The following is a 22,051-nucleotide window of genomic DNA, read 5'->3' as shown; positions in this document are numbered from 1 at the left end:
GGTACAGAGGGTCGCTACACAGTGATGTGATGCCAATCTCACAAAGCCGTTCTCAGTTCGGATCGGAGTCTGCAACTCGACTCCGTGAAGCTGGAATCACTAGTAATCGCGTATCAGCAATGACGCGGTGAATACGTTCCCGGGCCTTGTACACACCGCCCGTCAAGCCATGGAAGTTTGGTAGACCTGAAGCTGGTGCTCGTCACAGAAGCCAGTTAGGGTAGAACAAGTAACTGGGGCTAAGTCGTAACAAGGTAGCCGTACCGGAAGGTGCGGCTGGATCACCTCCTTTCTGGAGCAATCCGACTCGTGAGCTTCACAGTCACTTGGTTGCGCAACACATTATCAATTGTCATTTCCTCTCATTCAACGTTTTTATCGGAGCTATTTCAGCAATGAAATAGAAGCCGGGCTTGTAGCTCAGGTGGTTAGAGCGCTACACTGATAATGTAGAGGTCCCTGGTTCGAGTCCAGGCAGGCCCACTGTCAACAGTTGGAATTGCCAACCGGACACGAAAATGGGGGATTAGCTCAGCTGGCTAGAGCACCTGCCTTGCACGCAGGGGGTCAACGGTTCGAATCCGTTATTCTCCACCATAACAAGTTTCTTCAATCGGAGGCGCTTGGGTGAGAATACAAGCATATAGTAAGAGTGCCTTTGCCGGCCTGTTACTACGTTGTTCCGCAATAGGTGGGACAGACGTTCTTTGACGTAGTAAAACGAGTAAGAAGAAGAGTTAAATTTGCCACAGTGCAAATCAACCGAGCATGTTGTCTTCGCAAGAAGATAACACCTAGAAGTAAACTAGGGCACACGGGGGATGCCTTGGCTCTCAGAGGCGATGAAGGACGTGATAAGCTGCGAAAAGCTGCGGGGATTGGCACATACGAGGTGATCCGCAGGTATCCGAATGGGGCAACCCACTACTGTGAAGCAGTAGGGCGTATACATTAAGTTGTGTACGGGCAAACCCGGGGAACTGAAACATCTAAGTACCCGGAGGAAAAGAAAATAACAATGATTCCCCAAGTAGTGGCGAGCGAACGGGGAGGAGCCCAAACCGGGTTGGTTACGGCCAGTCCGGGGTTGTAGGACCTCAACATCTGATTCATATATCTTAGCTGAACGACGTGGGAAAGTCGGCCAGAGACGGTGAGAGCCCGGTAAGCGAACTGATATATGACGGTAGAGGATTCCTGAGTAGGGCGGGGCCGGAGAAACCCCGTCTGAATCCAGCGGCACCATCCGCTAAGGCTACATACTCCTGAGAGACCGATAGTGAACCAGTACCGTGAGGGAAAGGTGAAAAGAACCGTGAATAACGGAGTGAAAAGAACCTGAAACCGTGTGCTTACAAGCGGTCGGAGCCCTTTAGTGGGGTGACGGCGTGCCTTTTGCATAATGAGCCTACGAGTTACTCCTCACTGGCAAGGTTAAATGTATAGATACATGGAGCCGCAGCGAAAGCGAGTCTGAATAGGGCGTGCAGTCAGTGGGGGTAGACGCGAAACTTTGTGATCTACCCATGTGCAGGATGAAGGTTGGGTAAAACCAACTGGAGGTCCGAACCAGTTTCCGTTGAAAAGGATTTGGATGACATGTGGGTAGGGGTGAAAGGCCAATCAAACTGAGAAATAGCTCGTACTCCCCGAAATGTATTTAGGTACAGCGTCGGCGTAGAGTTACATGGAGGTAGAGCTACCAATAGGACTAGGGGGTGTCAAAGCCTACCGAATCCTGATGAACTCCGAATGCCATGTAATATAGCCGGCAGTGAGGCGTGGGGTGCTAAGGTCCCATGCCGAGAGGGAAAGAACCCAGACCATCTGCTAAGGTCCCTAAATCCGGACTAAGTTGAACAAAGGAGGTCCACTTGCCTTGACAGCCAGGATGTTGGCTTGGAAGCAGCCATTCATTTAAAGAGTGCGTAACAGCTCACTGGTCGAGCGAGAGGGCATCGATAATACGCGGGCATCAAGTCCGGTACCGAAGCAATGGATTTAGTCTGCAAGATGACTAAGTGGTAGGGGAGCATTCCAGCAGCGGTGAAGGTGATCTGTCAGGATTGCTGGAGCGGCTGGAAAAGCAAATGTAGGCATGAGTAACGATAAGGCAGGTGAGAAACCTGCCCGCCGATAGACTAAGGTTTCCTGATCAACGCTAATCGGATCAGGGTTAGTCGGGACCTAAGGCTACGCCGAGAGGCTACGTCGATGGACAGCTGGTTGATATTCCAGCACTTATTGAATGGAGTGATGCGGTGACGCAGAAGTGAAAGAGACGCGGGCGGACGGAAGTGCCCGTTGAAGCGCGTAGGTATAACTTGGGTAGGCAAATCCGCCCTTGTTGCTGAAACGTGATAGTACCTGGCGGCTTCGGCCAACGGGATAGTTCTCCTAATCAGACTGTCAAGAAAACCCGCTAAGCGTTTACTGTTCGATAACCCGTACCGCAAACCGACACAGGTAGTCAAGGAGAGAATCCTGAGGCGCTCGAGTGAATCACGGCCAAGGAACTCGGCAAAATGGACCTGTAACTTCGGGAGAAGGGTCGCTTCCTCAGCAGCAATGCTGAGAAGCCGCAGTGAAAAGGCCCAGGCGACTGTTTAACAAAAACACATGGCTTTGCGAACTCGCAAGAGGAAGTATAAGGCCTGACACCTGCCCGGTGCCGGAAGGTTAAGAGGGGAACTTAGTCGCAAGGCGAAGGTTTGAATCGAAGCCCCGGTAAACGGCGGCCGTAACTATAACGGTCCTAAGGTAGCGAAATTCCTTGTCGGGTAAGTTCCGACCTGCACGAATGGTGTAACGATCTGGGCGCTGTCTCAGCCGTGAGCTCGGTGAAATTGTAGTCTCGGTGAAGATGCCGAGTACCCGCAACGGGACGGAAAGACCCCGTGCACCTTTACTATAGCTTGACATTGACGCTGGGTAACACATGTGTAGGATAGGTGGGAGACTGTGAACCGGGGGCGCCAGCTCTCGGGGAGTCAACGTTGAAATACCACCCTTGTGTTACTCGGTGCCTAATCTGGAAACGGAAACAGTGTCTGGTGGGTAGTTTGACTGGGGTGGTCGCCTCCAAAAAAGTATCGGAGGCTTTCAAAGGTCCGCTCAGTACGCTTGGTAACCGTACGCAGAGCGCAATAGCAGAAGCGGGCTTGACTGTGAGGCCTACAAGCCGAGCAGGGTCGAAAGACGGATATAGTGATCCGGTGGTTCCGCATGGAAGGGCCATCGCTCAAAGGATAAAAGGTACGCCGGGGATAACAGGCTGATCTCCCCCAAGAGCTCATATCGACGGGGAGGTTTGGCACCTCGATGTCGGCTCGTCACGTCCTGGGGCTGGAGAAGGTCCCAAGGGTTCGGCTGTTCGCCGATTAAAGTGGCACGCGAGCTGGGTTCAGAACGTCGTGAGACAGTTCGGTCCCTATCTGTTGTGGGCGTAGGATATTTGAGAGGACCTGACTTTAGTACGAGAGGACCGAGTTGGACTAGCCGCTCGTGCACCGGTTGTGGCGCCAGCTGCAGCGCCGGGTAGCGACGCTGGGATGAGATAAGCGCTGAAAGCATCTAAGTGCGAAACTCACCTCAAGATGAGATATCCCATACTAAGAGTCGTGGAAGATGACCACGTTGATAGGCTCCAGGTGGAAGGTCCGAAATGGCCGAGCCGAGGAGTACTAATGACTCGAACACTTCTAAGTACCTGCTTGACCGCACCTTTCTTCTTACCCGTTTTTACTACGTCAACGTTTTTGACAGTCATTACAGCAATGTGATACTGACACCAGTAATGGTGGCTTTAGCACGGGTGTTCACCTCTTCCCATTCCGAACAGAGCAGTTAAGCCCCGTAGCGCCTATGGTACTGCCTTCATCGGCGGGAGAGTCGGTCGCCGCCAACCTTACTTGATCCAGCCCCCCGCGACTTCGTGCTGCGGGGGGCTGGTGTGTTTATACGCCGGCCGGCCGGCTCCCCACCCCCCGCGCACGCGCGCCGGCCCCGTGCCCCGTGCCTCGCGCGCCGGCTTTCCCCCGCGCCCGGCCGGGTGCCCCCGCCGCCGCCGGCTAGCCGCCGCGGGACGGGGCAGGCAGGATGAGCCCCCTCCTCGTAAAACCGCCCCAGTCGTACTAAACGGCTGGGGCGGTCTGGCTTATATAGTGTTATGGAAACTAGCCGTGGCGCTGAGACGATTCCCGGATTAAGAGGGTGGGCTGTAGCACGACATGGCGTGGAGCCACGGCTTGGTCGCCGGCAGAAATCATTTCAAGCAGCATCTGTACGGCCGTGCGTCCCATTTCCTCGCAACGCTGGTCAACTGATGTCAGCATGGGTTCGGTGAGCGAATCGAAAAGCTCGTTGCTGAAGCCTGCTAGGGCGATGTCCTGCGGAATGCGTAAGCCCTGGCGTTTGACGGTGTGCATGGCGCCCACGAGAGCCAAGTCATTGCAGGCAAACACTCCATCGAGGTTGGGGGCCTGGCGCAGTAGAATTTCCATCCCGTCCCGACCATCCTGCATGGATAGGTCGCTAAAGTGCACTAGCGCCGGGTCGAGAGGATGGTTGTAGCTACCCAAGGCGTCGACGTAGCCTTGGTAGCGGTTTTTACAGATGTTGAGATGCTGGGGGCCACCAAGGTGTGCAATGTGCTTGCAGCCTTGCTCGAGCAGGTGGCATACGGCGTCGTAGCCACCCTGATAGTCATCCAGCACCACGGCGCTGGTATCGGGGCGGTCCAGGATTCGGTCGAAGAAAACGAGGGGGATACCGCGGCGGCGTACTTCCTCCAGATGACCAAACTCATGGGTGGAAAGAGAGATGGAAACCAGAATGCCATCGACCTGCGCATTGAGCAGGGCTTCGATGTTTTTCCGCTCTTGTTCAACCTTCTCGTTCGACTGGCAGAACATGACGTTGAAGCCCGCCTGATTGGCCAGGGTTTCGATGCCTTTCACGACCAGGGCGAAAAACTGCCCGTCGATGTGGGGAATAACTACGCCCAGGGTATTGCTGCGCCCCTTGCGCAGGGCGGCGGCCAGGTGGTTGGGCTGGTAGTGGAGTTGGCGGGCCAGCTCCATGACCCGCTGCTTGGTGGCCTCACTGATACGGCTATTGTTGCTAAGCGCCCGCGAAACGGTGGAAACCGAGAGGTTCAGCTGGGCGGCAAGGTCAGAGATGGAAGCGCGGTGAATACCCACAGGACAGAAGGGAAATGATACGGCAAGGTCGCACAAAACGGGCAACTTGGTTGTATGGCCAGGGGCTAAAATCGGCGGCCTGCCCGACTGCCAAAATCTTGGATACGGCAAAAAGCGGGTTTAAAGCTCCGCAGGGCAGATTTACGGAAAGAACGCCGACAATAGTTTGTGCAAACGTTTGCACAAACTAATTAGCCTTGCTACATTTAGCCCATCAAATTGTGGGAAGGAGGCTTTCTACTGATTTGATGGATACTAGCAGTGCTTTCCAGAGAAGTCCAACCGTTATTTCTACCGCAGATGGGGCGTCATCGTCATTCCGTAAGCTTGTCTTCGCAACAGCAGGCTTATCTGACCAAATTCGTTAGTTCGGAAATCCTTTCGCGGCAGCAGCGCAACCGCGCTTTGGTGCTGCAGCATTGGTTTGCCAATATGTCGGTGCAGGATTCAGCGGAACTGCTCAAGCTGAGCATCCACCGCGTGTACAGCATGCGGCGCGCCTTTACCGAGCAGGGTTTTCAGGATTATCTGCATTCCATCCGCCGCTGCGGAGCTCCCAACAAGCTGACCCCAAAAATGGAAGTGCGCCTGCGCCGGTTCACTGAGCGCGCCTACGCCGAGGGCAAGCGCGTTACGCTGACGGCCCTGGCCAAACGGGTAGTGGAACTGGGCTACGTGGACAGCATCTGCACCGTCACGATTCACAAGGCGCTCAAGCAGGTTCGCACCGCGGCCCGTGCTGCTTCTGCCCAGCAGAATTCCCGCCTGCTGCTTCAGCCCGCCCACCAGGTGAAAGAGCAAGAGCAAGCTGCCTAAGTAATATCTCCGCCGCCCGCGGATTTGTAGCATCATCTCCAGCGCCTAATCAGCCCGCCGTTCGGGGCCCTGATTAGGCGCTTGGCGTTGGCAGGAAAGCCGGCCGAAGCTCATTGCTGAGAAGGAAAACCAGTTTTTGCGGGGCAGGCAGCAACCTTTGGCGCTGACCAACCGAGTAAGCAGCGGTGGGTAAGAGGCCAATCAGCTTGGTCTGCCACCCCGAAAGCCGTTCCTTTGCGGCTGAATCCGGCACGAAGCCGGGAGCAGACCTTCGTTTGTCGGCATGCGTCAGCTAGTGGCCATCTTGCTTCTTTGCTCACTCTCGGTGCATTGTGCCGGGCGGCTGGGCATTGTGGCTAATTGGTGGCTGAACCGGGACTACGTGGCCCGGGTGCTTTGCATCAACCGGGACAAGCCCCAGCTGCACTGCAACGGCAAATGTCACCTGACCAAACAGCTGCGCGCCGTCGACAAAGCCGAGCAGAAGCAGCCGGTGGGTGGCAAGCAGGTTTTCCAGGATATTACCCTGTTCTGCCCTGACGTGCAGCCTTTGCGGCTGGTACCAGCGGCAGACTTTCCCGTGGTGCCGCAATACGGGGCGCTGCACGTGCCGGCCTACGCCTGGGACCAACCCGGCCCCGACCATCCGCCCGCGGAAAGCTGATTCGTACTCGCTTTTCCTGAGTTCCGGCAGGCCCGCTGCCCCGGTTTCCGCGCGTAAAACGGCGGGGAGCCGGGGTGCGCCCTGCCGCTTATCTGCTTTCGGCAATTTTCGTGAAAAAGCTTTTTCTGTTTCCCCTGGCTCTGCTGTTGAGCCAGGCGGCCGTGGCGCAGCGCACCTTGTCCGGCCGGGTGTTTGATGCCACTTCCAAAGAACCCGTGGTGGGGGCCACGGTACGCACCCCCGACGGCCACACGGGCACCGCTACCAACAACTCCGGCTACTTTACCTTGCCCGTCAGCACGGCGGAAATCGTGGTTTCGGCCGTGGGCTACCGGGCCCGCACGCTGCCTGCCACCACCGACGGAGCGGCCCTGCGCGTGGCCCTGGAGCCGGCCGTGGAAGATCTGCAAACGGTGGTCGTGACGGCCAGCCGGGAAGCGCAGCTGCGCACGGAAGCGCCGGTGGCCATTTCCAGGCTTTCCCCGACCGTCATCCAAGACACCAAGGCCACGCTGCTCACTGAGCTTATCAACAAGGTGCCGGGCGTGGTGATGCTCAACTACGGCAACGAGCAGCACGCCATGGGCATTCGGCAGCCGTTCGGGACCAATGCTTATTTCCTGTACCTGGAAGACGGCATTCCGCTCCGGCCCATGGGCGTGTTCAACCACAATGCGCTGCTAGAAACCAATCCGCTGGCCATTAACTCGATTGAGGTCGTCAAGGGCCCAGCTTCGTCCTTATACGGACCAGAGGCGGTGGGCGGGGCCATCAACGTGCTGACCAAACGCCCCACCAGTGTGCCCACGGCCAGCCTGGGCGTGCAGGGCGACCAGTATGGCTACCGGCGCGCGCAGTTTGGGGGCGGGGGCATGCTCTCGACCAGGCTCGGCGGCTTCGTGAGCGGCTACGTGGCCCGGCAGCGCAACGGCTGGGCCGCCAGCTCCGACTACGACAAGCAGTCGGTGAATGGCCGGCTGGAGTACGCGCTGACCGATAAAACCCACCTGACGGCCGCCGCTTCCTACAACAACTACGATTCGCAGACCAGCTCCTCGGTCGACAGCGTGGCCTACTACCGGCGCGAATATTCCTCGACCTCGGACTTCACGTACCGCAAAACCTACGCCCTGCGCGCCCGCCTCACGGCCGAGCAGCAGTGGAGCGAGCAGCAGGCCAGCTCCCTGACCGTCTATTTCCGCGACAACCGCGTGGGGCAGAACCCGAGCTACGGCATCCGCTGGAACCCGACACCCTCGGCCACCAACGACCCCACCAAGGCCCGGGGAGAAATCAACGTGAATGCGTTTAGAAGCTACGGCCTGTTGGCCCAGCACCGCATCCGGCTGCCCTGGCTCGGGGCCAAGCTGCTGGGGGGCGCCAGCTTCGACTACTCGCCCACGCACTACGACGCCCACCAGATTGACCTGAACGCCCAGCTGCGGGCCGACCGAAAGTCGGTGGAGCGCTACACCGTGGCCGCGGACCGGCCGGATTTGCCCATTGCCGACTACGATACGAACCTGCGCAACTCGGCCGTGTATGCCCAGCTCGACCTGCATCCGCTCACGCGCCTGCCCACTTTGCAGCTCACCCTGGGCGGCCGCTTCGACCGGCTGGCCTTCGACTACAACAACTACCTCGACCACTCGGCGGGGGGCAAGGTGTACCAGCAGGCGACGCCCAAAGCGGGGCTGACCTACGACCTGGGCCACGGGCGCGGGCTGTACGCCAACTATTCCCAGGGATTTTCGCCGCCCGGCCTGACCTCCATTTTCCGCAAGAAGCCCAATACGCCGGCCGGCGCCCCCGCCGAGTTTTACTACAACTTAAAGCCCGCCCGCTTCTACAACCGCGAAATCGGGGGCTGGGCCTCGCTGCTGGCGGGCAAAGTGTACGTCGACGTGGCCGCCTACCAGCTCGATGGCCGCAATGAGCTGCTCAACATCCGCCAGCCCGACAACTCCACCGACTACCAGAGCGCGGGCAAGACCCTGCACCGCGGCATCGAGTACGGCCTGACCTATAAGCCCACGGCGGAGCTGTTTTTCCGCTTCGGCGGCACCAACGCCGTGCACCGCTTCGAGGAGTTTACGCTCAGCACCCGCGCCGCCGACGCCGTGCAGAACGTGAACGGCAAGGAGATTCCGCAGGCGCCCCATTGGGTAGCTAACACCGAGCTGACCTACAAGCCGCAGTGGCTGCCGGGCTTGCGCCTGGCGGGCGAATACCAGCGCATCAGCTCCTGGTATCAGGACCAGATCAACCAGGTGCAGTATGCCGACCGGGGGCTGTTGGGAGCCCGGGGCGTGAGCGTGCTCAACCTGCGCACGGGCTACAGCTGGCGCGAAACGCTGGAGGTATTTGTCAATGTGCTCAACGCCAGCAATGAGCGGTACGCCACGGCCGCTACCCGGGGCAACAACAAACCCGACCGGACCACCTACACGCCCGGTGCGCCCCGCACGGTGGCCGTCGGCATTCAGTACAACTTCATTGGCGCGAAATAGCCGCCCTGCTTCCCGTATGGAAACTACCACTTCCCGTCCGTCGGCGCCGACGCTTAGCCCGGTCCGCCGCGTGGTGCAGCGCAATATGTACCGCTGGCACCGCCTGCTGGGCCTGCTGACCGTCGTGCCGGTTATTGTCTGGACCCTGAGCGGACTTTCGCACCCGCTGATGAGCAATTGGCTGCGGCCGGTAATTGCCAAGGAGAGCCTGCCGGCCGAGGCCGCCTCGCGCCCCACCATAGCCCTGAAGCAAGTCTTGGCCCAGCATAAGTTGTCGGGCCTGCGCAACGTGCGGCTGGTGCGCTGGCGCGGTCAGCCGGCCTACCAGTTGCTGCTCGGGGCGCCCACGGCCGCGCCGCGCTACTTCAGCGCCGTGACCGGCGCCGCCCTGCCCCTTGAGGCCGACCAGCAATACGCCGAGCAGCTGGCCCGCTATTTCACCCAGGACTCCGTAGCGCCCCTGGTGCGGGCCGAGCGGCTCACTGAGTTCACCCAGGACTACCCCTTTGTGAACCGCCTGCTGCCAGCCTGGAAAATAACCCTGGACCGACCCGGGGTGAGCACCGTCTACGTGGAAACCATGCCCGCCCGGCTGGCCACGTTCAACAACCCGACCCGGGCCACGTTCCTGCGCGTGTTCAGCTTGCTCCACACCTGGTCGTGGCTGGAGCTCATTGCCAACAACACCGTGCGGGTACTGGTCATGCTGGTACTGCTCAGCGTTATTATCGCCTCGGCGGTCAGCGGGCTGGTCATCTACGGTCTGCTGTGGAAGCGCTTCCGCAAGCCCCGCACTGCCCAGGATCAGATAGGCTGGCTGCGCCGATACCACCGGGCCGTCGGGCTGGCCGTGGCGCTGGTCACGCTCACTTTTGCCTTCAGCGGGGCCTGGCACGTGCAGCGCAAGCTGCACCCCGACAATCGGCTGGCCTACCAGCACGCACCCGCAGTCAGCACCGCACAACTCGAAGTCGACCTCACCCAGCTGTCCTTGCGCTGGGAAACCGTGCAGAACGTAGCCTTGGCTGAGCTCAATGGGCAGGTCTACTACCAGGTCTTTCAACTAGCGCCCGAAGATGTCACGATGGGGCAGAAAGCTACGGGAGCCAGCACCGGGCAGCCTGTGCAGGTTGTCCGGGCGGCGCCGGTGCAATACTACAGTGCGGCAACCGGTCGGCTAACCCCGGAGGCCGGTGCGCAGTATGCCCGGCAGCTGGCGTCAAGCTTTCTGACCCAGGCCGGCGACGCGCCGGCGGCCATCATCAATACCCAGCTCGTCGACCACTTCGGGGAGGAGTATAACTTCATCAACAAGCGCCTGCCCGTCGTGCAGGTCGACTTTGCCACGCCCACCCGCACCACCCTCTCCGTGGAGCCCGCCACCGGCCGCCTGGCGGCCCGCCTCGACAACGCCGACCGTTACGAAGGCCTGTCGTTCGGCTTTTTGCACAAGTTTCACCTCAGCGGCGGCTTGGGCAAAAACGTCCGGGACCTCATCACCATGCTCTCGGCGGCCGGCGTGCTGGCGGTGTCGGTGCTGGGGCTGATACTTTTCGTGAAAGTCAGACGGTAAAGGGCCGGTAGCAGGCTACTGCAAAAACAACGAGCGGGCCCGGTGGGTCCGCTCGTTGTCGTTTGGGCCGGCAGGTGCCGGCTAGCTCTGCTCCGCCCTGGGCCGGAGGAGTTTAAAAGCGAAAAAGCCACTCTGCATTGCTGCGAAGTGGCTTTTCGGTGGTGGGAGATACTGGGTTCGAACCAGTGACCCTCTGCTTGTAAGGCAGATGCTCTGAACCAGCTGAGCTAATCTCCCGTGTTGTGTACGTCCCGTTTGGGATTGCAAATATGGGAGGTGTTTTTTGAATGCGCAAACAAAACCCTGAACTTGGCTCAAGATTTCTTGATCAAAAACGTTGCTTGGTGAGCCAACAAACTCATTTTCAGAAATATTTGCCTGTTGAAAAATTTTAAAAAAATTTTCTATTCCGTCCTGCTCACCACGGTTTTGGTGCTGGGCGGCGGAATTCTGGGCGTCTGGCTCGGGCAGGATAAACTTATTGCGCTGTTTGTGCAGGAGGTCAACCGCCACCTGCGCACGCCGGTGCGGGTGGGGCGGCTGCAGGTTTCGGTGGTTGACGCTTTTCCCCGCGTGGCCATCACCCTGCACGACGTGGTGGTGCTAGGCTCGCTGCCCCACGACACTACCGCCCTGGCCCGGGCCCGCCGCCTCTACTGCGCCTTCGACGCCTGGGACGTGCTGGCGGGCCGCTACCGCATCCGCTCCCTGACCCTGACCGACGGCCTAGTGCAGGTGCGGCACGACGCCCAGGGCCAGCCCAACTACGCCATTTTCCGCCCCGACTCCACCCAAACCGACGCGAAGCCCCTGGCTTTTGCCCTCGAAACTGTGCAGCTGGAACGCGTGGGCGTGATTTACGACAACCCCGCCCACCAGCACCGCTACACCCTGCACGCCCACGACGTGCGCGCCGCCCTCACTCTGACGGACCGCCGCATTGCCATCCAGGCCGCGGGCCGCACCCGCATCGACGCCATTCGCGTAGGCCCCGACGATTATTTTCGCCGCAAGGAAGTCACGCTCAATACCCGGCTGCAAGTGGACCGCTCAGCCCACGTGCTAACCATCGAGCCCTCGGCGCTGAACATCGGGAAAGGCGCTTACACCCTGGCCGGCCGCATCGGCTACGGCCAGGCCGTGACGGAGCTGGATCTGAAGCTTAACGGGCAGCACACGGATTTGCAGTCGGTGGCGGCGCTGCTGCCGGCCCGTCTAGCCCGGCGCCTCAGCCAGTACCGCAGCCGCGGCGACGTGTACTTCGGGGGCACGGTGCAGAGCGTAGCCGGCGGAAAAAGCCCGCGCATTGCGGTGCAGTTCGGCTGCCGCGACGTCTCCTTCTACCACCCCCAGTACCAGGAATCCGTGGAGCACGTGTTTGTCGAGGGCTCGTTTACCAACGGCGCAGCCCGCTCGGCCCGCACCACCGCCCTGACCCTGAACAAGCTGCGGGGTACGTTGCGCGGCCGGCCCTTCAGCGGCAGTCTGCGCTACGAGAATCTGCTGGATCCTACCGTGCGCCTCGCCATCCGGGCCGACCTGGACGTGGCCCACCTGCTGCGGTTTTTTCCGGTGGCCGCCGTGCGTAAAGCCAGCGGCCAGGCCCAGCTGGCCCTGCAGCTCGCCGGCAACCTGCGGCAGTTTCGGGCCCGGCCCGCTTCGGCCGCGGGGCAGTCGGCGGGGGAGCTGACCCTGCGGGGCGTGAGCATCGAGCTGCGCGACTACTCCCAACCTCTGCACGGGCTGAGCGGCAACTTCCTGCTGCGCCGCAACGACGTGGCCGTGACCAACTTCACGGGCCGAATGGGCCGGTCGGACTTTCAGCTCAGCGGCTTCTTTAAAAATGCCCTGGGCTGGCTGCTGCTGCCCGGCCAGCCCCTGCTGGTGGAAGCCGACGTGGAGTCGCGGGTGCTGGACCTGGACGAGCTGCTGAGCGTCAAACGAGCCCCATCCGCCACGGTTGGTCGGCAGCCAGCGGGCCGGCCCGGCGGCTACGCGCTGGAGGTGCCCCCCAGCCTGGCCCTCGACCTCGACGCCCACGTGCGGCAGGTGCGCTTCCGGCGCTTCCGCGGCCGGCAGCTGCGCGGCACGGTCCGCCTCCGCCAGCAGGTCGTCTCGACGCCGGGGCTGAGCGTGGCCGCGGCCGGCGGGCAAGCCACGTTGCGCGGCACCCTCGACGCGCGCCGCCCCGAGCTGCTCAAGGCCACGACCAGCGCCAGCTGCTCCCAGCTGGCCCTCGACAGCCTGTTTTACGTGTTCGAGGACTTTGGCCAGACGTTTATCACCGCCCGCCACCTGCGCGGCACGCTCACGGCCAGCGCCGAGTCAGACATCTACTTCGACCGCGCCCTGCAGCCCCTGACCGACCGGCTGGAGGCCGAAGTGAAGGCCACCGTCCGCAACGGGGAGCTCAACAACTTCGCGCCCCTGCAAAAGCTGAGCATGGTGGCCAGCCGGGAGCAGCTGCGGCACCTGCGCTTTGCCCAGCTCACCAACAGCATCTACATCCAGAGCCGGACGGTGTATCTGCCCGAAATGGAAATCCGCTCCAACGTGCGCACGGCCTCGGTGCTGCGCGTGACGGGCACCCACACCTTCGACCAGCAGATGGATTACCACCTGTCGATTCCAATTCTGCCCGGACTGCTGCGCCGGCCCAGCATCAACGGGGAAGTGGCTACCGGACCAACCATTCTGCTGGCCGTGCAGGGCAACGAAGACAACTTCCGCGTGAGCGTGGACCGAAGTCGGACCCAGACGGCCCGCCGCCCGCTGCCCGCGCCCGGCAGCCGGCCCGCCGCGGAAGGAGCTACGGCCCAGGCCACGCCGGACCCCGCGGCACCGGTGCCGGCTGCGCCCAAAAAGCTGTTTGAGGTGAAGAAGCCGGATAAGAAGCCCGCCCAGCCCCAGCCCGACCAGTACTTCGACTTCTAGGCGGGGCCGGCTCGGCGAGTAGTGAAGTGGGAGGTAACCCGGCGCTGGATCAACCTAATCAGTGGAACCGCGTTAAGGGAAACGTTTTATTTCCCATTCCACAACCGAGACACCCATGGACAATCCACAACTCCTGCAGAACTATTCGGATCAGGAAAAAGCGGCGTACCTGAGCGCTATTGCCAGTCTGGCTTCCGCCGACCGCGAAGCCTCGGCCGCTGAAATTGAGTTTCTCCAGCAGCTGGCCCACACGGCCGGCTTGTCGGGTGGCGCCACCCAGCAAGTGCTGACGGCCGCCAAAGACTCTTCCAACGAGAGCATCAAGCAAAACTTGGATACGTTGCGCGGCAGTGACCTGCGCTTTTCGCTCGTCACGGACCTGATCAGCTTTGCCCGTGCCGACGGGGCTTACTCCAACACGGAGGAAGAAATGGTCAACAAGATTGCCGCCTACCTGGGCATCAACCAGGAGCAGAAGCAGGTGCTGGAAACCGTGGTTGACCAAGCTGCTTCCGTGCCCCACGACGCCAGCGACCCAGCCAAACAAGGCTTTTTGAGCGGCATCACCGATAAACTCGGCAGCGTCGGCATTCCGAAGGGTGCCCTGATGGCTGGTCTGCTCGGCGTGGTGGCCCCGATGGTAATTTCGCGGGTAATGGGCGGCAACCGCCAGCCCGGCATGATGGGCGGCTCGATGGGCGGCGGCAGCACCATGGGGGGCTTGCTCGGCGGCGCCATGGGCGGCGGCTCGTCGATGGGTGGCCTGTTGGGTGGTCTGCTCGGCGGCGGCTTGCTGGGCAACGTGCTCGGCGGCAGCGGCGGCGGCGCCGACTACGGCAACATGCCCCAGCAGGGCTCCCACGTGGGCAGCGGCGGACTGGGCTCCCTGATGTCGATTCTGGGCGGCCTGGGCGGGCAGCCCGGCTCGGCTCCCCGCAGTGCGGGTGGCGCCGGCCTGGGTGGTCTGCTCGGCGGCAGCGGCATGGGCGGCCTGCTCGGCGGTCTGCTCGGTGGCCGCTAGCCGCCCGCTAGTAGCATTATAAGAAAAGGCCCGTTCAGGAAACTGAACGGGCCTTTTCTATGCACGCTTAGGTACTAAATCAGCTTACAGCACCGACTGCTCCGGCGACTGCAGCCCCCGGAGCGGGTCGGGGTTGGCCAGCTGCACAATGGTGGTGCCGGTGCTGGCAAAGCTGCCCTTGTGCTGCTCCACCAGCTCCACGAGGCGGTAGTTGAGTTCTTCTTTCACGTCGAGGTATTCCTCGTAGCTGGTTGTTTCCACGAAGTACTGCACCGTCACTTCCTTGGCCGCCGGGGTGAGGGCCGAAAACTTGATCTGCACGTCCTGGGTCGTGAGCGGGTTGGCCTGGATCATGCGCTGGGCGTCCTGAACTATGCCGCGCAGCTGCTCACTGCTGGTGGCGTGGCTCAGGGCCAGCGTGAAGCTCACCCGCCGGGCCGTGCGCAGGGAAAGGTTGTCGAGGGGCTTGTCGATCATCGACTTGTTGGGCACCGTCACGTAGCTTTTCTCGGCCGTGCGCAGGCGGGTGCTGCGGAAGCCCACCTTTTCCACCGTGCCTGTCACGCCGCCCACTTCCACCAAGTCGCCCACGGCGAAGGGCCGGTCGAGAAAGATGGTGAAGGAGGCAATCAGGTTTTCCAGACTTTCCTTGGCCGCGAAGGCCACGGCGAGTCCGCCAATACCCAGACCCCCGATCAGGGCCGTGACGTTGACGCCAAACACCCGGCTGAGCATCACCAGAAAGGCCATGGTCAGCACCAGTACCTTCAGCAGGTCCTTGGCGAAGGGAATCAGCTGGTTGTTGAGGCGGGAAGCGTTGGTTTCGGCCCGCCGCCGGAACACCAGCACCAGAAAGTCGACCACCCGCAGGGCAATCCAGGCCAGGCCGAAAATGATGCCCAGCTGGTAGAGCCGAAACAGCAGCACCTTGGGCCAGGGCTCGTTGCGGGTCAGCTCGGAGCTGTGCACGGGGTAGTCGAGGACCTGAAACGCGAGGTAGACCGTGACGAAAAACACCACGATGGACACCGGCTGGATCAGCAGCGCCTGAAACTGACTTTCGCTTACGCCCTCCGTCTTGCGGCGGATAAAGCGGAACACCAGCCGGGACAGCAGCTTGGAAAGCAGGGTCTTGAAGGCGTAGCCAAACAGCAGAATGCCCAGGCACGTCAGGTAAGCCCCCAGGTTGTTGCCCAGAAAGCGCAGGTTCAGAATTTCCTGGAGAGACATAGCAGTTTATTTGAGTTCTCGAACGTCATGCAGAGGCGCAGCCGAAGCATCTCGCTGGCTGACGTAGGGTTACCAACCTAACATCAGCACGCGAGATACCTCGGCTGCGCTCGGTATGACGGTATAGTAAACGGGCCGGTTATACCAACTGGCGCAAGGCCATTTCGAACGACTTCTGGGCCACCCCGGTGCGGGCGTCGCCCTGCTGGCGGGTGCGCTCCAGGGCCCGGCGGATAACGCGGGACGTGTCGCCGAAGATGGCCTGGTCGGTGATTTCAGCGTTGGTTTCCATCAGGTAGGCAAACACCCGGGCCATGCCGCAGTTGGCAATGAAGTCGGGAATGACGCTCACGTGCTGGTCGGCGTACTCGCCGGTAGGGCCGAAGAAGATTTCGGGGTCCGAAAACGGGACGTTGGCCCCGCAGCTCACCACTTCGAGCCCGTTGGCAATCAGCTGCTCCATCTGCTCGCGCGTAACGAGGCGGGAAGCGGCGGCCGGAATGAAAATCTCGGCCCCCGACGTCCAGATACGCTGATTAATTTCCTCGAAAGAAAGCAGGTTGTCGGCGGTCAGGGCGTTGCCTTGGCGCTCTAAGAACAAGGTTCGGATTTCCTCCAGCGAAAAGCCCTCTTCCTTAAGCAGGCCGCCGGCCCGGTCGATGATGCCCGTGACCTTGGCGCCCTGCAAGGCCAGGTAGTAGGCTGCCGCGGCGCCCACATTGCCCCAGCCCTGAATAATGGCCCGCTTGCCGGCCACGTCGCGGCTGCCCCAGAGCTCGTAGTAGTGGCGCACGGCCTCGGCTACGCCGTAGCCGGTGATGAGGTCGGCCACGGTGTATTTGCGGCTCAGCTCGGGCGTAAAGGCGGCGTCTTCCAGCACCTTCACCACCCCCTGGCGCAGCTGGCCCAGCTTCTGAATCTTCTGGGGCTCGGTGGCCCGGTAGTGCCCGTTCACGATGCCTTCCTGGGGGTGCCAGAGGCCATAATCCTCGGTAATCGGAATCACGTCGTGAATTTCGTCCACGTTCAGGTCGCCGCCGGTGCCGTAGTAGGCCTTCAGCAGCGGAATCACGGCCCGGTACCAGCGCTCCAGCACGCCGCGCTTGCGCGGATCCTGGGGGTCGAAGTTGATGCCTGACTTGGCCCCGCCGATGGCCGGGCCCGACACGGTAAACTTCACTTCCATGGTTTTGGCCAGGCTCTCGACTTCGCGCTTGTCGAGGCCCTTGCGCATGCGGGTGCCGCCGCCGGCCGCCCCACCGCGCAGGGAGTTGATGACCACCCAGCCTTCGGCCTCGGTTTCGGCATCTTTCCACTCAAAAACGATTTCGGGACGCTTGTTTTCGAACTTGGCCAGCAGGTCTTTCATCAGGTAGTCAGGTAAGTAAGGGTGGGATGGAAAATTCAGCCGCAAAGGTAAGCAGCCCCGACACAGCGGAGGCGTCATTGGCGGTCTAATGCCGTTGAATCCTGCCGGAATGGAAGTGGAAAAAATCAAAAAATTTAGGCTTAATCCACTTTGATAGGAACTCTTGGGGGCGGAAATATCGTATTACGCATATTCCTGATGAATCCCCTGCCAGGTCCCACCGTTGTAACTCACTATATGAAACCTTTGCTCTCGCGCGTAGAATCCAAAAAAGTAGATAAGGCCGCTGCAATGCTCAAAGTGCTGGCTCACCCCAAGCGCCTGGCCATCGTGGATCTGCTGGGAAAAGAGGACAAGATGACCGTGACGGAAATCTACCGTTCGCTCGATTTGCCCCAGGCCATTGCCTCCCAGCACCTGATTACCCTCAAGGACCGCGGCATCCTGTCGTCGTTTAAAGTCGGGACGAAGATCTATTACTCCCTCTCCATTCCGAAGCTGCTCGACGTCATCGACTCGCTCGAAGACTGCTGCGACTCGCTCTAGAGAATCCGTTTTTCCCCGGAAAAATGAAGAAGGACCGCCACTTGACGGTCCTTTTTTCGTGTCCTGGCCCCGGCAACGGGTTCTCCAGCAATAAGCCCCGTCAGTAGCTACTGGCGGGGCTTATTGCTGGACTAAAACCAGAATCTTATAGGGGAACCGGCTGCTAGGCCGGGGTCGTTTGGCTTTCGAGGTCGAAGAGGTCGGTGAGCACGTCGATGAGCTGGTCGGCCTCGCCGCGCTTGCAGGCGGCCTTGAGCTGGAGCACGGGCTGCTTGAGGATCTTCTGCATCAGGGAGCGGGTCACCTCGTCCATGCGCTTGGCTTCCTCGGGGCTCATTTTCTTCTGGAAACGGTCCATTTCCTCCTGCCGGATCTGCTCCAGAGCATTCTTGAGCTTCTGGATGGTGGGCGAAACCATCATTTCTTTCGTCCAATCCTGCAGGCCGGCAATGCTGTCGGCAATGATGGCGCGCACGTGCGGAATGGCGGCCAGGCGCTGCTCGAGGGCGGCCGAGGCCTTGCTCTGAATCGTGTCGATGTTGTAGACCAGCACGCCCGGCACCTGTTCTACCTCGGCCTCGATGCTGCGGGGCACCGACAGGTCGATGAAGAACTTGAAGTTGAGTACGTCGAGGCGCTCCACCATCTCGCGGGTGAAGAAGGGCGAGTCGTGGGCAATGGAGGAAATAACGACGTCGGCGTCCTTGAGACCCTGCACCAGGTTTTCGAACTCGAGCACCTGCAGGCCGCATTCCAGGGCCAGGGCGTCGGCCTTGGCGCGGGTGCGGTTGCAGAGCGTTACCTCGTTGAAAGCTTTGCTGTCGCTGAAGTGGCGGCACACGTCGGCCCCGATTTCGCCCAGCCCGACCACCAGCACCCGGGGGTTAGCAATGTCGGCCGTCAGCTCTTCCACCAGCTCCAGCGTGGCGTAGGAAGTAGAGGCCGCCCCGTCGCGGAAGCTGGTTTCCTGCTGCACGCGCTTGTTGGTGAAGAAGATAGTGTGCAGCAGACGGTGCAGAAACGGCCCGGCCGCGTCTTCGTCCGCCGACCACTGGTAGGCGGTTTTCACCTGGTTGCTGATCTGCAGGTCGCCGACCACCTGGGCGTCGAGCCCCATGGCCACCTCGAACAGGTGCTGCACGGCGTCGGCGTAGGAGTCGAGAACGTCGAAGTAAGGGAAGTATTCGGCGACGTTGGCGAGGCCCTTCATCTGGGCCAGGGCCTCGATGATGGCCGGGCTCTGGTCCCGCTCGGCGCTGTAGTAGATTTCCGTGCGGTTGCAGGTGCTCAGCACGAGCAGGTCCTGGAGACCTAGATCGTGGTGGAGCGTATGAAGAAAGCGGCGGCAGGCGGCCTCGTCCAGGGCAATCAACTCCCGAATGGCGAGCGGCGCTTTTTTAAAGGACAGGCTAACGGCCTTGAATGGATGGAGCATAGCTGGGGCTACGGCGTATTGTAGGGGGCAAAATTACAGCGTAATTCGATAGTCTGAAACAGGAAGTTGCCTGGAGTGGTTCGGCGGAAAGCAACACAGGCGGGGAATGTTGCCCATAGGGGCCAGAAAGGCAGGTTAAGGGCGGCGGCGGTGATGAAAATCATGTTTGGGCCGCGCATATATCAGCCGCTGAGCCCGGTTTGCCGACGGCGGCCGGGCGCCTACCCCGGAAAAACCCCGGTGGGGTTCTCCCGTTTAGCAACCCACCCGCCCCGTGGGTGAGGCCGGCGCTGCTTACCTTCGTCGGCCGGGCTTTGGGGCCCGGTTTCTGGCTGTTCCTTCTTTTTCCCGGCACGTGCTACCTATTTACGACCAAAAATCCCGGATCAAGCTGATGGTGCTGGCGGGCGCCATTCTCATTGCGGCCGCCACCGTGATTTACACCAACGTGCTGGTGCAGCGCCTCTCGGAGCGGGAGCAGAAGCAAATTGACCTGTACGCCAAGGCCCAGCGCTTCATTATCAATACCGAGGTCAGTTCGAACACCAACTTCGTGTTTGAGGAAATCATCAACGCCAACACCACCATTCCTATCATCTTCACCGACGGGGAGGAAAATATCCTGGGCACCAAAAACGTGGACCTGCCCAAGAAAGCCACCGAAAAGGCCACCGCTGACTTTCTGCACCGCGAAATTGCCGTCATGAAGGGCCAGCACCCACCCATCGTGGTGGAGCTCGGGGCCGGCCTGCGCAACTACATCTACTACAAGGACTCCCAGCTGCTGACTCAGCTACGGACCTACCCGCTGGTGCAGCTAGCCGTCATCGGGTGCCTGGGCGTGATGGCCTACTTCTCGTTTAGCTACTCGCGGCGGGCCGAGCAAAACCGCGTGTGGGTAGGCCTAGCCAAGGAAACGGCCCACCAGCTGGGCACGCCGCTAAGCAGCCTGATGGCTTGGCACACCTACCTCAAGGACTCCGAGAAGTGGCAGAACGAGCCCATTGTGGACGAGCTGGGCAAGGACGTGCGGCGCCTGGAAATCATCACCGAGCGGTTCAGTAACATCGGCTCGGTGCCGGTGCTCAAGGACGAGAACATCCTGCAGGCCACCAAAAATGCCATTGCCTACCTGCAAAGCCGGGTGTCGAAGAAGGTGGATTTTGAAATCAAGACCGACCTGCCCACCGACACGCCCGCCCGCATCAACGTGCCCCTGTTCGACTGGGTAATCGAGAATATCTGCAAAAACGCCGTCGACGCTATGGATGGCAAGGGCCACATCACCCTGCACCTGCGCCGGGCTTCCAAGGGCAAAAACCTCATTGCCCTCGACATCACCGACACGGGCAAGGGCATCCCGAAGAGCAAGATTGAAAGCGTGTTTCTGCCCGGCTACACCACCAAGAAGCGGGGCTGGGGCCTGGGCCTGGCGTTGGCCAAGCGCATTATTGAGAACTACCACGAGGGCAAGCTCTACGTGCGCTGGTCGGAAGTTGGCAAGGGCACCACGTTCCGAGTGCTGCTTAAGGGGGAATGAGTTTTTAGTTGTCAGTTACTAGTTGTCCGTTGTTAGTGTTGTCGGTTGCCAGTAATCGTTCAACAGACTGTAACTAACAACTGACAACTGATAACCGACAACTACCCCTTGGTCTTGGCCTTCACCTTGTCCTTCTTGATCTTGACTTCTCCGCGGTTGGTGATTTCCACGTAGCTGTTGCCCGTCACGGGTTTGCCGTGGTGGGTACCCGTGACCCGGCACATGCCTTCCCAATAGTAGAGGTTGATGGCCTTGAACAGCCGTAAGCCCAGTTCCTGGTCGGCCATCACGGGTTCCAGCAGCAGGTCGTAGCCCTGGCTGGGAATGCGCAGGCGCCACTTGCTGGGGTAGCGCTGCCGGGAGTGCGGACTCACCCAGTAGTCGAGGGTTTCGAGCTGGAAGTCGGCGCCGCCGAGGTGGGTGTTCTGGTTCTGGGCCGAGTAGTGGGAGCCGCCGCCCAGGCTTTCGCCGGTGGCCTTGTTGTAGAGGGTGTAGGCCATGATTTCCTCCCGGGGCTCGTCGAGCTGGACGCTGAACCAGTCCCAGCCAATGTTTTTGGTTGTCACGGAGTTGCAGTTCCATTGCCGGTCATACCACAGGTCGCCCTCCACCTGGTGCACCTTGCCATCCACTTCCAGCGTGCCGGCGGCTGCCAGTCGGGGGTAGCTGTAGTAGCCCGCCTTGGCCACGGGCCCGTACTGCTCGTAACCGGTGCCGCTGTGCAGCAGGATGGGCTTGGCAGGCGTCGTAATCAGGTTGATGGCCTGCCCGGCGTGGGTGACCATGCGGGCCTGCAGGTGGTAGCTGCCTTCCTGCCCGGTCAGGCTCCACTGCTGGGCTTTCTTCTGGGCCAGCAGGTTGATGGGCAGAGTAGGCGCAAGCAACTCCGGGAGCTTCTCGAGCTGATAGTCGTAGCGGAACTGCTTTTGCTGCGGGTCGGTGAGGGCAAAGTTCACCATCTGCCAGTCCTTGTCGCCGGTGGGGTTGAAATGGAAGAAAACGTACTCCACCCCGAAGGTTTCGCCGGTGGTTTTGTCGCGCAGGTGGCCCGTGAAATACCACCACTCCAGCGAGTTGCGGACGTGCGGGGCCTCTTCCTGGGGAAGCTGGGCCCGCTGGTTGAACACGTCGTGCTTGTTGGTCGGCTTAAAGGCGCAGGCGGTGGAGAGGAAGAGTAGGAGGGTGGAGAGCAGTAAGTTCTTCATGCCCCTG

The 22,051-nt window shown here is 60.7% G+C and carries 13 protein-coding genes, 3 tRNA genes and 3 rRNA genes; 13 read left to right on the top strand and 6 right to left on the bottom strand.

Going from position 1 to position 22,051, the window contains the following annotated elements; genetic code table 11:
- The 5 genes from EWM57_RS16680 to rrf form a co-directional block, all read left to right on the top strand.
- Positions 1-292 (top strand): 16S ribosomal RNA (locus tag EWM57_RS16680); the annotation flags it as partial.
- Between the two features lie 117 nt (positions 293-409).
- Positions 410-483: transfer RNA gene (locus EWM57_RS16675), tRNA-Ile, on the top strand.
- 37 nt (positions 484-520) lie between these two features.
- A tRNA-Ala gene (locus EWM57_RS16670) sits at positions 521-597 on the top strand.
- Between the two features lie 197 nt (positions 598-794).
- A 23S ribosomal RNA gene (locus EWM57_RS16665) occupies positions 795-3,707 on the top strand.
- An 88-nt stretch (positions 3,708-3,795) separates the two neighbouring features.
- Positions 3,796-3,907: ribosomal RNA gene (gene rrf, locus EWM57_RS16660) — 5S ribosomal RNA — on the top strand.
- Positions 3,908-4,175: 268 nt separating this feature from the next.
- Here the strand turns inward: rrf and EWM57_RS16655 are convergent.
- Positions 4,176-5,201 carry a LacI family DNA-binding transcriptional regulator gene (locus tag EWM57_RS16655; RefSeq protein ID WP_165370550.1) on the bottom strand — a complete coding sequence of 342 codons (1,026 nt, stop codon included), beginning with the start codon at positions 5,199-5,201 and terminating at the stop codon, positions 4,176-4,178.
- Positions 5,202-5,528: 327 nt separating this feature from the next.
- Between EWM57_RS16655 and EWM57_RS16650 the strand changes: the two genes are divergently transcribed.
- The 4 genes from EWM57_RS16650 to EWM57_RS16635 all read left to right on the top strand — a co-directional run bounded on the left by EWM57_RS16650 (position 5,529) and on the right by EWM57_RS16635 (position 10,764).
- A complete protein-coding gene (locus EWM57_RS16650; RefSeq protein ID WP_129922290.1) occupies positions 5,529-6,017 on the top strand; it encodes a COG3415 family protein in 489 nt (162 codons plus the stop codon).
- Between the two features lie 283 nt (positions 6,018-6,300).
- On the top strand, positions 6,301-6,681 hold the full coding sequence (locus tag EWM57_RS16645; RefSeq protein ID WP_129922289.1) for a hypothetical protein: 381 nt from the start codon (positions 6,301-6,303) through the stop codon (positions 6,679-6,681).
- 110 nt (positions 6,682-6,791) lie between these two features.
- Positions 6,792-9,191, top strand: a complete 2,400-nt coding sequence (locus tag EWM57_RS16640; protein WP_242510112.1) for a TonB-dependent receptor — start codon at positions 6,792-6,794, stop codon at positions 9,189-9,191.
- A 16-nt stretch (positions 9,192-9,207) separates the two neighbouring features.
- Positions 9,208-10,764 (top strand): PepSY domain-containing protein, encoded by a 1,557-nt coding sequence (locus EWM57_RS16635; RefSeq protein WP_165370549.1) that lies wholly within the window; start codon positions 9,208-9,210, stop codon positions 10,762-10,764.
- Between the two features lie 159 nt (positions 10,765-10,923).
- On the opposite strand, the gene EWM57_RS16630 is transcribed toward EWM57_RS16635, so the two are convergent.
- Positions 10,924-11,001 (bottom strand) — tRNA-Val (locus tag EWM57_RS16630).
- Between the two features lie 144 nt (positions 11,002-11,145).
- Between EWM57_RS16630 and EWM57_RS16625 the strand changes: the two genes are divergently transcribed.
- Both EWM57_RS16625 and EWM57_RS16620 read left to right on the top strand, forming a co-directional pair.
- Complete coding sequence (locus tag EWM57_RS16625) at positions 11,146-13,698, top strand: AsmA family protein (RefSeq protein WP_129922287.1); 2,553 nt, start codon at positions 11,146-11,148, stop codon at positions 13,696-13,698.
- A gap of 115 nt (positions 13,699-13,813) precedes the next feature.
- Positions 13,814-14,719 carry a TerB family tellurite resistance protein gene (locus tag EWM57_RS16620; RefSeq protein WP_129922286.1) on the top strand — a complete coding sequence of 302 codons (906 nt, stop codon included), beginning with the start codon at positions 13,814-13,816 and terminating at the stop codon, positions 14,717-14,719.
- A gap of 84 nt (positions 14,720-14,803) precedes the next feature.
- On the opposite strand, the gene EWM57_RS16615 is transcribed toward EWM57_RS16620, so the two are convergent.
- Together EWM57_RS16615 and EWM57_RS16610 are read right to left on the bottom strand one after the other, a co-directional pair.
- Complete coding sequence (locus EWM57_RS16615) at positions 14,804-15,949, bottom strand: mechanosensitive ion channel family protein (RefSeq protein WP_129922285.1); 1,146 nt, start codon at positions 15,947-15,949, stop codon at positions 14,804-14,806.
- Between the two features lie 139 nt (positions 15,950-16,088).
- Complete coding sequence (locus EWM57_RS16610; protein WP_129922284.1) at positions 16,089-17,318, bottom strand: Glu/Leu/Phe/Val dehydrogenase dimerization domain-containing protein; 1,230 nt, start codon at positions 17,316-17,318, stop codon at positions 16,089-16,091.
- A 237-nt stretch (positions 17,319-17,555) separates the two neighbouring features.
- Here EWM57_RS16610 and EWM57_RS16605 point away from each other — a divergent pair, with 237 nt between their 5' ends.
- A complete protein-coding gene (locus EWM57_RS16605; protein ID WP_129922283.1) occupies positions 17,556-17,864 on the top strand; it encodes an ArsR/SmtB family transcription factor in 309 nt (102 codons plus the stop codon).
- Positions 17,865-18,027: 163 nt separating this feature from the next.
- Here EWM57_RS16605 and hemA read toward each other — a convergent pair whose 3' ends face one another.
- Positions 18,028-19,299: a glutamyl-tRNA reductase gene (hemA, locus tag EWM57_RS16600; RefSeq protein ID WP_129922282.1), complete on the bottom strand. Its 1,272-nt coding sequence runs from the start codon at positions 19,297-19,299 to the stop codon at positions 18,028-18,030.
- Positions 19,300-19,654: 355 nt separating this feature from the next.
- Between hemA and EWM57_RS16595 the strand changes: the two genes are divergently transcribed.
- Positions 19,655-20,839: a sensor histidine kinase gene (locus EWM57_RS16595; protein WP_242510111.1), complete on the top strand. Its 1,185-nt coding sequence runs from the start codon at positions 19,655-19,657 to the stop codon at positions 20,837-20,839.
- A 101-nt stretch (positions 20,840-20,940) separates the two neighbouring features.
- On the opposite strand, the gene EWM57_RS16590 is transcribed toward EWM57_RS16595, so the two are convergent.
- Positions 20,941-22,044, bottom strand: coding sequence for a lipocalin family protein (locus EWM57_RS16590; protein WP_129922281.1), 1,104 nt, complete (start codon positions 22,042-22,044; stop codon positions 20,941-20,943).
- Positions 22,045-22,051: the final 7 nt, after the last annotated feature.

The organism is Hymenobacter persicinus, assembly GCF_004167665.1.
GTDB classification, from domain to species: domain Bacteria; phylum Bacteroidota; class Bacteroidia; order Cytophagales; family Hymenobacteraceae; genus Hymenobacter; species Hymenobacter persicinus.
This window is presented reverse-complemented; position numbering and strand designations above follow the sequence as displayed.